This is a genomic window from Candidatus Zixiibacteriota bacterium (genome assembly GCA_026397505.1).
In the GTDB taxonomy this organism is placed as follows: domain Bacteria; phylum Zixibacteria; class MSB-5A5; order GN15; family PGXB01; genus JAPLUR01.
On sequence record JAPLUR010000062.1, the window covers coordinates 42,441 to 57,328 of the forward strand.

General features: G+C 49.7%; 14 protein-coding genes. All 14 read left to right on the forward strand.

Translation table 11 applies throughout. From position 1 onward, the window contains the following. Window positions 1–235: 235 nt before the first annotated feature. The 14 genes from NT002_06840 to cysS all read left to right on the forward strand — a co-directional run bounded on the left by NT002_06840 (window position 236) and on the right by cysS (window position 14,723). Window positions 236–2,410: a flagellin gene (locus tag NT002_06840; GenBank protein MCX6828984.1), complete on the forward strand. Its 2,175-nt coding sequence runs from the start codon at window positions 236–238 to the stop codon at window positions 2,408–2,410. A gap of 256 nt (window positions 2,411–2,666) precedes the next feature. Next, window positions 2,667–5,006 carry a flagellar filament capping protein FliD gene (gene fliD, locus NT002_06845; GenBank protein ID MCX6828985.1) on the forward strand — a complete coding sequence of 780 codons (2,340 nt, stop codon included), beginning with the start codon at window positions 2,667–2,669 and terminating at the stop codon, window positions 5,004–5,006. A 2-nt stretch (window positions 5,007–5,008) separates the two neighbouring features. Beyond that, entirely contained in the window at window positions 5,009–5,449 is a 441-nt protein-coding gene (locus NT002_06850) for a flagellar protein FliS (GenBank protein ID MCX6828986.1), read from the forward strand. A gap of 12 nt (window positions 5,450–5,461) precedes the next feature. Continuing rightward, the gene (locus NT002_06855) at window positions 5,462–5,914 is read left to right on the forward strand and encodes a hypothetical protein (protein MCX6828987.1); all 453 of its coding nucleotides are present in this window, start codon (window positions 5,462–5,464) and stop codon (window positions 5,912–5,914) included. 57 nt (window positions 5,915–5,971) lie between these two features. Next, window positions 5,972–6,397 (forward strand): hypothetical protein, encoded by a 426-nt coding sequence (locus NT002_06860; GenBank protein MCX6828988.1) that lies wholly within the window; start codon window positions 5,972–5,974, stop codon window positions 6,395–6,397. Between the two features lie 33 nt (window positions 6,398–6,430). Continuing rightward, window positions 6,431–7,321: an HDOD domain-containing protein gene (locus NT002_06865; protein ID MCX6828989.1), complete on the forward strand. Its 891-nt coding sequence runs from the start codon at window positions 6,431–6,433 to the stop codon at window positions 7,319–7,321. Window positions 7,322–7,516: 195 nt separating this feature from the next. Next, entirely contained in the window at window positions 7,517–8,557 is a 1,041-nt protein-coding gene (gene queA / locus NT002_06870; protein ID MCX6828990.1) for a tRNA preQ1(34) S-adenosylmethionine ribosyltransferase-isomerase QueA, read from the forward strand. A gap of 56 nt (window positions 8,558–8,613) precedes the next feature. After that, window positions 8,614–9,309, forward strand: coding sequence for a 2-C-methyl-D-erythritol 4-phosphate cytidylyltransferase (ispD, locus tag NT002_06875; GenBank protein MCX6828991.1), 696 nt, complete (start codon window positions 8,614–8,616; stop codon window positions 9,307–9,309). Next, window positions 9,293–9,805, forward strand: coding sequence for a 2-C-methyl-D-erythritol 2,4-cyclodiphosphate synthase (gene ispF / locus NT002_06880; protein ID MCX6828992.1), 513 nt, complete (start codon window positions 9,293–9,295; stop codon window positions 9,803–9,805). The genes ispD and ispF overlap by 17 nt, the downstream gene beginning before the upstream one ends. Continuing rightward, window positions 9,777–10,409, forward strand: coding sequence for a DedA family protein (locus NT002_06885; protein ID MCX6828993.1), 633 nt, complete (start codon window positions 9,777–9,779; stop codon window positions 10,407–10,409). Before ispF ends, NT002_06885 begins: the two co-directional genes overlap by 29 nt. Next, window positions 10,396–11,430, forward strand: a complete 1,035-nt coding sequence (locus NT002_06890; protein ID MCX6828994.1) for a D-alanine--D-alanine ligase — start codon at window positions 10,396–10,398, stop codon at window positions 11,428–11,430. The genes NT002_06885 and NT002_06890 overlap by 14 nt, the downstream gene beginning before the upstream one ends. Window positions 11,431–11,443: 13 nt before the next feature. Next, the gene (locus NT002_06895) at window positions 11,444–12,172 is read left to right on the forward strand and encodes an HAD family hydrolase (GenBank protein ID MCX6828995.1); all 729 of its coding nucleotides are present in this window, start codon (window positions 11,444–11,446) and stop codon (window positions 12,170–12,172) included. A 69-nt stretch (window positions 12,173–12,241) separates the two neighbouring features. Beyond that, a complete protein-coding gene (locus tag NT002_06900; GenBank protein ID MCX6828996.1) occupies window positions 12,242–13,315 on the forward strand; it encodes a M42 family metallopeptidase in 1,074 nt (357 codons plus the stop codon). A 10-nt stretch (window positions 13,316–13,325) separates the two neighbouring features. After that, a complete protein-coding gene (gene cysS, locus NT002_06905) occupies window positions 13,326–14,723 on the forward strand; it encodes a cysteine--tRNA ligase (GenBank protein MCX6828997.1) in 1,398 nt (465 codons plus the stop codon). Window positions 14,724–14,888: the final 165 nt, after the last annotated feature.

Below are 14,888 nucleotides of genomic sequence, written 5' to 3' on the forward strand. Positions count from 1 at the left end.
TTTCTTTTTTGTGATGAGGGGCATCAAGTTTCGACGGATTTTGCCGATTTTAGAATCATGAATAAAGATGCCTGAATTGGGCCAAACTTTAAACCTGACTGGGGGAGGTGTAAAAGGATAAAGTAATTTCCTAAAAAATTAATAGGATTGGTGACATCGGAAGCAGCTCAAAACATGGGCTCAATGTCTTATCAGGGGTAAGGATACCTCGAAATATTCAAGGAGGAAATGACAGATGTCACTTCGAATTAACAACAATATTGCCGCCATCAACGCGCATCGCAACCTGGTGCTGACCGAAATGAACCTTTCCAAGTCGATGGAAAAGTTGTCATCCGGTTACCGGATTAACCGCGCCGCCGATAACCCGGCTGGTTTAGTTATATCCGAGCAGTTCCGGGCGCAGATTGCCGGTTTGAATCGTGCTATTGAAAACTCCGAAGGTTCAATAAATATGATTCAGACGGCGGAAGGGGCTCTCACCGAATTGAACAATCTTTTGATTTCGATGAGAGAACTGGCCATTCATGCCGCCAACGAAGGTTTCAATGATGCCAATCAGCTGGCCGCCGATCAGGCGGAAATAGACAATGCTATCAAGACGATTGATAGAATTGCCGCCAACACCCAGTTTGGTACGAAGAAGCTTCTCGACGGCACCAAGGCCAATATCGCCACCATTACGAGTTCCAACTCTTCACTGCTGGCCATTAAGGAAAGCAACCTGGCCACCGGCACGCACTCGGTGACCTCGACCAAGACGGCCGATTCGAGCGCCACTCTGAATACCACCTCGCTTGGTCTTTCCGTCAATTCGACGGTGGTGCCCTACAATCTATCCGAAGGAATCCATAATATTGGCGTTCTTCAGGCTTCAGCCGGCGCCACCAAGACTTCCGGTGCGATCGACCTGGTCGATGCTTTTGGTAATGGTGTTACCTTTGCGGCCGCCGCGACATCGGCCCAGATTACCTCGGGCGCTCCCCTCGGCGCCGCCGCTACGGCATCCAATGCCGGCACTTATACGGTCGTCCTGAACTATCAGGAAAATGGTGAGGCAGTCTCGGGTGCTCAGACTCTTTCCGTCACCGTTGCTGACACCGAAACCGACGCCAACGTTGTGGCCGCCTGGAATACGGCTATTGCCAACAACGCCGCTCTTACGGGTAAGGTCACAGCCGAATTGACCGCCGGGAACAATATTGTTTTCAAGTCGGTCAACAACGGCGCCCAGTATTCTCTGGCTCTGACTGATTCGACCACGACGGCCGTCACCGCCTATTTTGACTTTGCCGCGGCCGATTCACGCGGTGCCTCGATGAACACGATGGCTTTCACCGTGAAGGATGCCAAGAATCCGACCGGTCACAGCGCTACCATAGCCATCGCCGCCGCCGAGTACAGCTCGATGACGACGCTCATCAATGAGATCAACACTCAGCTGGGCGCCACCCTCGAACTGGGTACCGCCGCCACCGGCGTGAATAACATTACGGCGTATCTGAGCGGTACCAACCAGATCAGATTCACGACGGCTGATGAAGGCAGCGACTATAGCGTTCAGGTAAACAGTACCGGAACGGGCACTGGCGAAGCCTGGAACATTCTCCAGTTGACGCCCGATTCGATTGCTAACACCGGTACCGACGCTCTGGTGAGTTTTGACAATTACACTACTGCTATTACTTCGGTCAACTATGCTTCCACCAGAAACGTCACTATCGCCAACAAGGCCGACGGCGCTACCGGCCGCGGGACGTTTGGTTTCACCGTCGCCACCGCCGCCAATGGTGTCAATGTCGGCAACCTGTTGCTTGATGTTTCCGCGGCCCGGTTCGACGTCCGTCTGGACGGCGGCCCCGCCACGGCTTTAACGGCCGGCGAAAACACAGTCGTTTTCAACGCCGATCGCAGCCAGTCTGTTAAATTCAATCTTGGCCTCACCTCCAATGGCGGGACCGAGACTATCAACAATACCGACCAGTCGCTGGTCTTCCAGATTGGCGCCAATGTCGGGCAGACGGCTAAGATCGGTTTGCCGAATATGGCTGCTTCCTCACTGGGACGCGGCTGGTCCGGTAACATGTTCACTTCGCTGGCTCAGATCAACGTGACCACAGTGCAGGGTGCTCAGGATGCGCAGTCGCTCATCGACGCTGCCATCGACGAGGTTTCCACGACCAGAGGAACTCTGGGTAGTTTCACCAAGAATACTCTGGAATCGAACCTTCGTAACCTTCGCATCGCGTCTCAGAACCTGGCCTCTTCGGAGTCCAATATTCGCGATACCGACATGGCGAAAGAAATGTCGGAATTCGTGAAGAATCAGATTCTGCTGCAGGCCGGCACTTCGATGCTGGCTCAGGCCAATCAGATTCCAAAGGTCATCCTGTCCCTGTTTGGTGGTTAATTCCTTTAAACTGGTGGGGGGAAATTTTCCTCCCACCAGTTCTTTTATCAGATTTCCAGGCTCTCTACAGCGTTTAATTCCTTCATGATTATGGCCTTGCGGGCTGAATTTATCCGAAATTATTCCGATAAGATTATTAGTAAATAATAACCTGTGCAAAAGTGGTACTCGGCCGAGGTTGCCTGTTTCGGCGGGCCGCAAAAGCCGGGAATGTGTAATTGAAAACAGGACATGACGCTAAACCATAGGAGGCCAAATGCCCGGTTCCCAGTCAATACAGGGACTTGCGTCTAATCTCGACATAAATTCCATCGTCGATGCCATAATCAAGTCCGAAAGGACGCCGGTCGTTTATCTTGAGAATGACAAGACTTTGAAAACGCAGCAGGTGGCTGCCTATCAAGCGGTCCTGGCAAAATTCCTGGCGCTGAAAAGCAGTTCTGTGCTTCTGATGAAAGAGGCCTCTTTCGATAAATCGACCGTCGAGGTCTCCGATGATACCGTTCTATCGGCGGTGGCGGAGGGGCAGATCGGCTCGGGAGCATACAGCCTGAGGGTGCTGTCTCTGGCCGGCAATCATCAGGTGGCCAGCCAGGGTTTCGATAGTGCCTCGGCCACGGATATGGGAACCGGTACCATTCGCATTTCCGTGGGCAACGCCGGTTTGACGACATTGAATATTGATGCCGGGAAAAATAGTCTTCTGGGAATTAAGGGAGCCATAAACAACGCTCATATCGGTGTCACGGCTTCGATTATTAATGACGGTTCATCCTCTAAACCCTATCGTCTGCTATTAACCGCCGACGCAACGGGTGCGGCCCAAAAGATAAATTTCGAATCCTCTCTTACGGGCGGCGAAACAATCGATCTGGTCGGCCGCTCTTTCGATAATCCGGAGGAGCTATCGTTCTCCGCCGGTTCCACTTCAAATGTTTCACTGGGAGCCACTGCTCTTTACAACGGGACGAAGAATAAGAATTATACTTTCACGGTTGCCGGAACCGGAATCCAGACGATCGGGTCGAATAATGTGACAATAAATTGGACTGACGGCACCAATTCCGGCTCCATTCTGGTGACGCAATCCGATACCGAGTACGAATTGAATGGCCCTGGGGCCGACGGTTTAAAACTCACCTTTTCGGCCGGCACTCTGACCGCGGGCGATACCTTTCAAGTGGGCACTTTTGCTCCTCTTCTGCAAGCGGCCAGTGACGCGCGGGTGGCGATTGGGGCGGATGGTACCGGTGAAGGTTCCGCTATCACCATTAATTCCGCCACCAACCGCTTCGATGATTTGATCCCCGGTTTGCAGTTGACCGTCAAAAAAGTCAGCGATCCGGGCACATTGGTGACGATCAAGACAGATATCGATGTGCCGGCAATAAAACAGATGCTGACCGATTTTATCGACAGATATAACGATGCGATGAAATTTATCGACGATCAGTTTACTTATAACAAAGACACCAAGGAATCGGGCGTTCTTTTCTCGGATTTCTCTTTGCAGGTGATGCAATCGACACTCCGTTCCGCGACAACATCGCCGATAAGCGATATTCAGGATCAGATAAAAATGCTGGCTGCATTGGGCATCCGTTCCAATGCCAGCGGCCGGTTATCGCTGAGCAACTCGGCCAAACTGACCGATGCCATAAAGAATGATTTCACCGCTTTCAAGAATCTCTTTATCGATTCCGGATCGTCTTCGTCGCCCTACATTGAGTTTCTTTCGGCGGGCGCGAAGACTGCAGCCGGGAAAGACTATGATGTGAATATCACTCAGGCCGCCACCAAAGCATACTACCAGGGAGCGGTCATTGCGGATCCGGCGGTGACACCAATTACTTTTAATGCCGGCAACAATATCATCAAATTAAAAATCGACGGAGTCGTTTCCAACGATATTGCTCTTTCCGCCCGCGTCTATCAGTCGGGGGCGGATCTGGCCGGGGAGATTCAGTCCAAGATCTCTGCCGATTCCAAGATCGGTACCCGGGGAGTGAGCGTGGAGTGGGTCGATTTAGGCAGCACCGGATATCTTAAGTTCACGGGCGGCAGTTATGGCTCGAGTTCCCGAGTAGAAATGGTGACCTCAATCACCAATGGCGCCTATGGAATTCTGGGCCTTCTGGCCGGAACCGGACAAACCGGGGTGGATGTGGCAGGGACGATTAATGGGGAGGCGGCCACAGGTGCGGGGCAAATATTGAGCGGCAAAGAGGGTAATCGGACGACCGAGGGTTTGAAGCTGAAAGTCACCCTTTCCGGCCGTGAACTGATAAATGGAGCGGAGGGGACGATTTCGATTATCAGAGGGCTGGGGTCGAGAATCGATAAGAATCTTGACAATATCACCAAGAGCATTGATGGGTCGGTGGCGCGCCGAACCACGGCTCTGAACAATCAGATTGAAAATCTAACCAAACAGATATCCGATTATGATAAGCGCCTGGAGGCGAGGCGGGAGGATCTTCTTCAGCAATTTAACGCGATGGAAGAGGCTCTTTCGCGCTATCAGTCGGAGGGTAGTTTCCTTACAACACAGCTGGCGAGTCTGAGCAGCAACCTTCAACAATCAACATCAGGGTAGTCATGAACGAAAAACTACAAAATTATCAGGCGGCCGATATTCTCGGGAAATCGGGCCCTGAACTGGTCGTCAAAGTCTATGACGGTGCCATCGGCAGCATGAACAACGCTGTCGAAAATTACAAGGCGCAGGATTATGAATCCGGATATGAGGCGATGGAAAAGGCAAAGAAATTTATTGTCCACCTTTATACTACTCTTGATAAGGATCGGGGCGGTGATATTGCCGAAAATCTGGCCAAGCTTTATGCCTTCATCGTGGAACAGATAAATTTCGTTCAGGCGACCAAAGACCTGACGAAAATAACCGATTCGGTCCAGATCCTGCAGAACATTCGGGAGGGGTGGGTGCAACTGGCCCAGGATGTAAAAGGCAAGAACGATCCGGTGGGGGAATCGGGCAGGGAGGCGGCAAATGTGAAGAATATATCAATGTCAATATAAGAGGCGTCTGATATGGAATTTAATCAGATCACACAGTTGGAACGGGAACTCATCTTTGTTCTCAAGGAAGAGTATTCCTTTTATCAATCGCTCTATATCCTCATTGACAAACAGAAGGATATGGTCAAATTTGAGCGGGATGACAAGCTTCTGGAACTATTCACCGAGATGGAACGATGCCATCAGCGGATTCAGCAGTCCGAGACTAAAATCGCCGAATTGAAAGATAAGAATCCCAAGTTATTTCAGATTGCGGCATCTTCACCGGAAGTCAAGAAGCTAATCAACAGCATCATGACTCTGGTCAAAAAGAATATCAGTCTGGTGAAGGAGAATGAAGAGTACCTTAAGACTCGGCACGATCGCATTAAGAACGAGCTGAAAGAGCTGCAAAACAGCCATAAGATTCTGCGTTATATGCGCGAGACGGAAACAGCGCCGCTGTTTGTCGACGGCAAGAACTAATCAGTTAATTGCAGGACTGATTTATTTCGCCATGAATAGGATGCAAAGAGGTGCATTGTGGAAATAGGACCCCTGAATAAAGATAGTTCTCTGCCCGGGAAAAAACCGGAATCTCATGAAACCGCGCCCGGACAAGTAACGGACAACAGCGAAGAGCGGGACAAACTTGCCATTTCGGAGGAGGCTCGGAGGCTGGGAGGCGGTAAGGTTGAAGACAAAGGAATCTCTGAAGCCGAGAGCGCGCGTCTGGAGAAGCTCAGGGCAGTCAGAAGAAGAGTCGAGAACGGCTTTTACAATCGACCGGATATTATAGAGAAAATGGCGGAGATGATGTCGGAAAGGGAAGAGTTCACGGAAACCATACCTGAGGCAAATATGGAACCAAATCCGGATGACACGGGAAATATCGAAAAGGATGGTCTCTCGGGTGATGAAAAGACAGGTGACCATGACCGGCCCGCGCAAGATAGGGCAACTCAATAGTAAAGAACAGGATTCGCTTGATAAGGTTGAGATATGACGGTAACGACAGCAGCTTCACTGGAAAACAGGCTGAGACAGATAATCGGCAATATAAGAAACCTTCCCACGCCGCCGATCGTTTTTGAGCAGATTCAGAAAGTAATGAGCGACCCGGATGCTTCCATGGGTGATGTTGCCGCCATATTGGCGGAAGACCCGGCCATGTCGGTGAAAGTCCTGAAGCTCACTAACTCCGCATTCTATGGACTCTCCCGAGAAATTGATTCGGTCAAGCACGCCGTTATGATAATTGGTCTGGAAGCAGTGAAAAATCTGGTGCTTTCGGCCTCGGTTCTTAATATGTTCAAAGCCAATGAGGGGAATAAGGAGTACCACGAGAGTTTCTGGAGGCACTCGCTGGCCGCGGCCTTTGCTTCACGTATCATCGCCCAGAGATTGCCCAAGGGAAAGATATTTAATCCCGACCCGGCTTTTTCCTCGGGATTGGTGCACGATATCGGCAAGATGGTTTTCTGTTGTTTCATGCCGAAAGAATTGAAGGCCATTAATGAATACCTGCAGGAACATCCGGCCATTCCCGACACGGAAGCCGAAGTGGCGGTTTTGGGGTTTACGCACGCACAACTGGGACGTCAACTGGCGATCAATTGGAAACTTCCGTCCCGGATGGCCGATACGATTGGATATCACCACAATCCGCAATTGACTAATTCCAGCGATGATTTTGCTTATTTGATAAATCTGGCCGATTATTTGGCCCTTCAGACTTTTTCTGTTGATATCCTGGAAAGAACCCCTGCCCATCTCAGTCAAGCGGTGCTGAATTTCTTTGCTATGGATGAATCGGAAATTGAGGCTTTAAAGGCGCTTCTGGTCGAGGAATACATGAAAGCCGAGACCTTTATAGCCATTGCGGCGACTTGAAATTTCTGAAAATTCAGAGGGGACAATATTGGCCGGAATCCTCCGGCCATTTCTTTTTTCCCGATGGACGGTCTCGCCCTAATATCCATTCAATCAGTGGATAGCGGTCTGAATGGGGGCGCACCGAAGGAATCAGCTTGACTTCCGGCGATTATTTGCCATCTTATCGCGAACTTATGACTTATTCATATGACCATGAACATTTCCTTATTTGATTATAATCTTCCCGAGGCTCATATTGCTTATCAGCCGGCTCGGCGACGGGATAGTTCCAAACTGATGGTTCTTGACCGCGCGACCGGAGACACGGTTCACAAGAAATTCCCTGCCATTATTGATTACCTCAACCCGGGTGACGGGCTGGTCATTAACAATACCAAGGTCTTCAAAGCAAGGCTTTTTGCGCGTCGACCGACCGGGGGCAAGGTGGAACTATTCCTTTTGGAAGAAATCAAATATGAAGGGACAAATTGCTGGCAGGTGCTGACACATCCAACTCGGAGAGTCAAAGAGAATGAAACACTTTTGCTTGACGGGGAAGGAACGGTTAAAGTCATAAAGAAACTCCCGGACGGGAAGACCATCATAAAATTCAAATCCAAGACCGAGGCGCTGCGGTTGATCGCTTCTCTGGGGCACGTGCCGCTGCCGATATATATCCACCGCCCGGATCAGAAGAGCGATGAGACACGCTATCAGACAGTCTATGCCGACGACCGAAAAGCGAGGGCCGTGGCCGCTCCGACCGCCGGTCTGCATTTCACCGAAAAGATACTGGAGAAAATTGCGGCCAGGGGGGTCAAGATTATCCCGGTCACTCTTCATGTCGGGTATGGCACATTCAAGAGCATAAAGACGGACAATATTGAGGAACACACTATTGACCCGGAATATGCCGAGATTTCAAAATCATCGGCCAACGCCATAAAGAAGATAAGAACCAAAGGGGGAAAGATTTTCGCGGTCGGGACTACTTCAGTTCGCACTCTTGAGTCGGCGGAGATCATTGACGGTCAAATTCAGCCCTATCTTGGCTATATTAATCTTTATATAAAACCGGGACATGATTTCCGGATCGTGGACCATATGATTACAAATTTCCATCTCCCCAAATCATCATTACTTATTCTTGTCTCCGCTTTTGCCGGACGCGAGATGATCCTGGCGGCATATGAGACGGCTGTTCTGGAAAAATATCGCTTCTACAGCTATGGCGACTGTATGCTGATTCTCTAGTTTTGCCCGGCAAAATAGTTGTTTCCTATCAATTATCAATGAGATATATTTCTGCCATGAAAACGGTGGCATTGATTGTGGCCGGCGGAAGAGGAATTCGTTTTGGGGCTGATATCCCCAAGCAGTTCCGCAACCTTCTGGATCGGCCGCTGCTCTCATGGACCATCATGCAATTTGAACGGGCCGAGAAGGTTGATGAAATTGTCGTCGTGGTTCCGGAAGATTTCCTGCTGTATGCCAACGAGAGGGTGGTCAATCCCTATCCATTCCAGAAAGTAACCAAGATTGTTGTCGGCGGCGAGAATCGCACCGAATCGGTCTCAATCGGATTGAAATCGATTCCTTATTCGACCGGCTATGTGGCCATCCATGACGGCGCTCGCCCGCTGGTCTATCATGGTGATGTCGACCGGGTGATTGAGGTGGCGCAGAGAGATCGCGCGGCCATACTGGCTCGTCCCATTTCGGACACGGTTAAACGAGTCGAAGGGGAATTTATAATTTCGACCCTTGACCGCGCCCGCTTGTTTCTCGCAGAAACACCCCAGGTATTCCAATATGACCTGATAAATACGGCCCATAATAATCCCTCCGGCCCAAAAACAGCCACCGATGATGCTTATCTGGTCGAAATTCTGGGATTCAAAGTCAAAGTGGTTATTCCCGAAAAGCCGAATCTGAAAGTAACCACCGAAGATGATTTGGCGATGGCCAGATATTTTCTGGAGGAGGAGTATGAATCCGGGAATTAGGATAGGAATCGGCTACGATGTCCATGAGCTGATAGTGGGCCGCCCGTTAGTTTTGGGAGGTGTGATCATTCCGCATGAACGCGGTCTGCTGGGACATAGCGATGCCGATGTCCTGCTCCACGCCATTGCCGATTCACTCTTGGGGGCCGCCGGGTTGGGAGATATTGGTATGCATTTTCCCAATTCCGACCCGAAATTCAAGGATATGGCATCGACCAAAATTCTGGCCGAGGTTTTCAGGATGATTGTCAAAAAGGGGTATCAAGTCGGCAATGTGGATGTCGTTGTCAATGCCGAGAAACCGCGGCTCGCTCCCCATATTCCGATCATGCGAGGGAAGATTGCCAGGATACTGGTCACACTGGAGGATGAGATTTCCATTAAAGCGACCTCCAATGAGAAAATGGGATTTGTCGGCCGGGGAGAGGGAATCGCGGCCATTGCAACCGCACTTCTTTATAGAAATAATGGAGCACTCACTACACCTGATAAATAGTTTTCTGGACCGGCTTTTTATCTATGGGCCGTTCTGGATTTACCTGGCCCTATTTGCGGCAGCCTTCATTGAAAACATCGTTCCCCCTTTCCCGGGCGACATGTTTACATTGGCGGGGGGGGCTCTTTCCGCTGCCGGGCGATTAAATATTATCCTGGTTTTTTTGGTTATTTACCTGGGTGGCATCTGTTCGATGATGGCCATTTATTATTTCGGGGCGAATTATGGCCGAGAATTTTTCCTGAAGAAAAACTACTCTTTCTTTTCGGCCAATGATATACTGAGGCTGGAGGCTTGGTTTGCCAGAAAAGGTGCCCCGTTGCTCATCTTCAACCGCTTCGTTGTCGGCGGCCGGGCACTTATAGGATTAGTAGCCGGGATAGGGCGATACAATCCTGCCAGAATGTGCCTTTTCACTTCGATTTCCTTCTGGCTCTTCAACAGCATACTTCTTTTCAGCAGTTACATTTTTTTCGTCAAATTCGAGACAATTGCTTATTATTTTCATTTATATGAGAGGATCGTCTGGCCCATAATAATAATATTGGTTGCCGCATTTATAATCGTGAAGCTACTGAAAATGAGAAGAAATGGAAAAAAATAGATTAAAGATCCTTGTCCTGGCCGGAGGATTGTCGGAGGAGAGGGATGTCTCCCTGGCCTCGGCCGAAGCCATTACCGAATCACTAATCAGGCTCGGCCACGAAACCCACGTCATCGATTCTGCTTCAGGAAAGTCGCTGCTGAATCACGAGGGGCGCTACCTGTATGAAAAAAATAATGAATCCTCATCCAAAATTGCTCTCAAACAGGCCGGCAGTTTCGCGCTGACTCAGTCGCTCCATGCCGTCGAATACAGAGATATCGATCTGGTTTTTCTTGCCCTGCATGGCGGAACCGGCGAGGATGGCACTATCCAGGCCCTTCTGGAGCTGGCCAAGAAAAAATATACCGGATCCGGTGTGCTCACCTCGGCGGTGGCGATGAATAAGGCCTTTGCCAAAAATCTTCTGCGGTATGAAAATTTTCCCACGCCCGGCTGGTTACTCCTAAAAATTCCGCCTGATGACCGGTTTGAGGCTTGCATATCTAAGATCATTTCAAAATTCAAATTTCCATTAATCGTCAAGCCGAATGATTCCGGCTCTACGGTGGGGTTGACCCTGGTCAAACAGGAATCGGGCCTTCCCGAAGCCCTGGCGAAAGCATTTGCCGTCTCCCGCGAAGTGCTTATAGAGGAGTATATCAAGGGGCGCGAGATAACGGCTGCGGTTCTGGATGGGATGTCCCTGCCTCTGGTAGAAATAATCCCGACCAATGAATTGTATGATTACCAGTGCAAATATACGAGGGGGAAATCGCAGTATATCTGCCCGGCGGTGATACCGGATGAAATTACCTCCGAGATACAATTTTTGGCTGCTCGCGCCTGCGAAGTGATTGGCTGCAGCGGCCTGACCCGGGCAGATTTTATTCTTGATGAAACGAACCACCCCTACTTTCTGGAAGTCAATACCCTGCCGGGGATGACCGAGCTTTCGCTGGCTCCTATGGCGGCCAAAGAAGCAGGTATCAGCTTTGACCAATTGGTCGAAAGAATCTGCCGTGCGGCCCTTAGGAAATGAGGGTTGATTGAAAATGAAAATCGACGGGATACTTTTCGACCTTGGCTCCACCCTTATAGAAAATGAAAATATCCCCTGGCCGGAATTGCATTTACTTTGCCTGAACGCGGGCTATCAATTCCTCAGAAAAGAGAATTATCCTGTTTCGCCGCTGGAGAATTTTACCGATAACTATCTGAACATCCGCAGTCATTTTCGGGACAGAGCGGGCATTTCTCTTCAGGAGTGGGTAGTAACTGATGCCATAAAAGAGCTGCTTCAAACGGACGGACTCGATGGCGGCCCCGGTTTGGCGGCAGAATTCTTTGAAGCATATTATCAATCGGTGGCCGAGCAACTGACCATATTTGAGGATACCCTTCCCGTGCTCGCCGAACTCAGGAAACAAGGGAAAAAGCTGGGATTAATTTCCAATACTATTTTCCCGGAAAATTACCATCAGCGGGAATTAGAACGATTTGGCCTTCAGGGCTTTTTCGATTTCACGATTTTCTCGTCTTCTTTCGGTTTTCGCAAACCTCACGCCTCGATTTACCTTAAGGGGATTGAGTTACTTGAGTTGCCGACGGGAAATATCCTTTTTGTCGGAGACCGATATATTGAAGATTATATTGGGCCCCGGGCGGTTGGCTTGCAGGCGATGATAAAGTTTCGCGAGGGCCGCGATTACCCGGACCCGATGCCGTCGGGTCTTATTGTTCTGAAAACCCTTTCGGAATTGCTCCATTATATTCAGGATTGAATTGACGATCGGGTCTCTTATGAGTAAATTAGGCTAATTATAGAATTGGGAAGATAAGGGAGTTTTGCTTTGGACAGTACAGAAACCTTGTTGAAAGAAATCACAGATGCCAATGGCGTCTCCGGCTTTGAGTCCGGTGCTGCAGAAGTAATGGTTCGCTATTTGAGAGGATTTGCCGAGGTCAAATATGACAAGCTCGGCTCGGTGATAGGGAAGAAGGCGGGCAGCGCCGAAACCCCGCGTGTGCTTCTGGCGGGGCATCTCGATGAAATCGGATTCATGGTCAAGGAGATAACCAAAGAGGGATTTATCAAATTCCTATCGCTCGGAGGATGGTGGGGGCATGTAACGCTGGGACAGCGGTTCTGGGTTATCACATCTAAAGGGCCGGTTCTGGGCGTGGTAGGCTCGCGGCCGCCTCATTTGCTTCAGCAGAAGGACAGGGAAAAGGTGCTGGAAATTTCCGATATGTATATCGATGTCGGCGGCATGCAGAAATATGATATTACCAAGAAGCTGGGAGTCAGGGTAGGCGACCCGATTGTTCCGGATTCGAAATTTACTATTATGAACAATCCGCAGATTTATATGGCTAAGGCCTTTGATAATCGTGCCTCTTGCGCTCTGGTGGTCGATGTCATCCGCTATTTCAAGAAGATGGCGCATCCTAATACTATTTTTGGTATCGGCACGGTTCAGGAGGAGGTCGGAACCCGAGGCGCCATGACGGTTGCCTATCAGGTCGATCCCGATGTGGCCATTATCGCCGATGTCGGCATTGCCCAGGATATGCCGCCTGATGGATACAGCAAGGCGGAAAGACTCGGCAACGGGCCGGCCATTCTTATTTATGACGCCGGCATGATTCCCAATCAGAGACTTCGCCATCTGGTCATCAAAACGGCCGAGGAAAACAAAATTCCCTTCCATCTGACTTCCATGGAAAGAGGTGCAACCGACGGTCGGGAGATTCATAAGAGCCGCTCCGGGGTTCCCTCCATCTGCATCGGCGTTCCGGTGAGGTATGTCCATTCCCATAACAGCATTATGTACCGGGGCGATTACGACAACACGGTGAAATTGATTGCCGCGCTAATCAAGAAATTGAACCGGAAGACCGTCGATTCCCTGACGGCTGTATAAGCAGGTTGATATGACTTTACGATTCTTCAATACTCTGACGCGAACGGTCGAGGAATTCCGGCCTCTTGAGGAAGGACATGTCCGGATGTATACCTGCGGGCCTACGGTCTACAATTTTGCCCATATCGGCAACTACCGCGCCTATACTTTCGAGGATCTATTGCGGCGATATCTCAAATTCAAAGGATATCGGGTGACCCAGGTGATGAATTTAACCGATATCGATGACAAAACCATCAAAGGCTGCATGGAAAAAGGTCTCACTTTAAATGAATATACCGCTCCTTATAAGAAAGCCTTTTTTGATGACATAGATGCGCTTGGGATCGAGCGGGCGGAACACTATCCTGAGGCTACAAAGCATGTCGAGGAAATGGTCGCGTTGGTCAAGAAATTGATAACCAACGGACTGGCCTATGAGATAGGGGGAAATTACTATTTCCCGATCTCCAAATTCCCCGAATACGGCAAACTTTCTCACCTTGACCTTTCCAGCCTGAAAGCGGGCGCGCGTGTCGCCAGCGATGAGTATGAGAAAGAATCAGTATCCGATTTTGCCCTCTGGAAGGCCTGGGATGAGAAGGATGGCGATGTTTTCTGGGAAACGGAACTGGGGAAAGGACGCCCGGGATGGCATCTCGAGTGCTCGGTTATGTCGATGAAGTATCTTGGCGAGACATTTGATATACATACCGGCGGTGTCGATAATATGTTTCCGCATCATGAGAATGAAATCGCCCAATCCGAGGGAGCCAACGGGAAGAAGTTTGTGAATTACTGGCTTCACTGCGAGCATTTGATTGTCGACGGCCGGAAAATGTCAAAGTCGCTGAATAATTACTATACCTTGCGTGATATTCTGGAAAAGGGTAATCCGGCGGTTGCGGTCCGGGTTGTTCTGATCGCCACCCATTACCGTCAGCAATTGAATTTCACTTTCGAGGGTCTGGTGGCGGCTAAAAATGGTCTGGAACGATATAATGATTTCTACAATAACCTGCGTGATTATGGCGGGGGCGAGTCGGCGGGCGAGGCCGGGGCGATCATTAAGAAGGTGCTTGCGGGATTTGAGGAAGCACTTGATGATGACCTGAATATTTCGGCTGCATTGGGAGAAGTATTCGATTTTATCCGTGATATTAACCGTCTCAAAGCGGAAAATAAGCTCTCTATTGAGGAGCGCGACCGCGCTCTGGCCGCCTTGCAGCGGATTGATTCGGTCTTGAATTTTCTTATCCTTAAAGGTACCGGCATTGACAGTCATATCGAAGCGCTTATTTCCGAGCGCACTGAGGCGAAGAAAAGGCGCGATTTCGCCGGAGCGGATAAAATCCGCAGCCGGTTGCTGGAGATGGGAATAATCCTTGAGGATACTCCCTCTGCTACCAAGTGGAAAAGAAAAATGTAGAATCAATTTTTCCGACTCATGGTAGGGGTAATATCTTTATAAGTGTGTAAAAACGACAAGAGGTGTATCCTTAAGATTTACAAGCTGATTCAAAAGGAGACACCTAATGTCGTATAACGAGTTAGATTTTAGCAGGAGAAACATAGTCTTTGCGCTTTCGGAAGT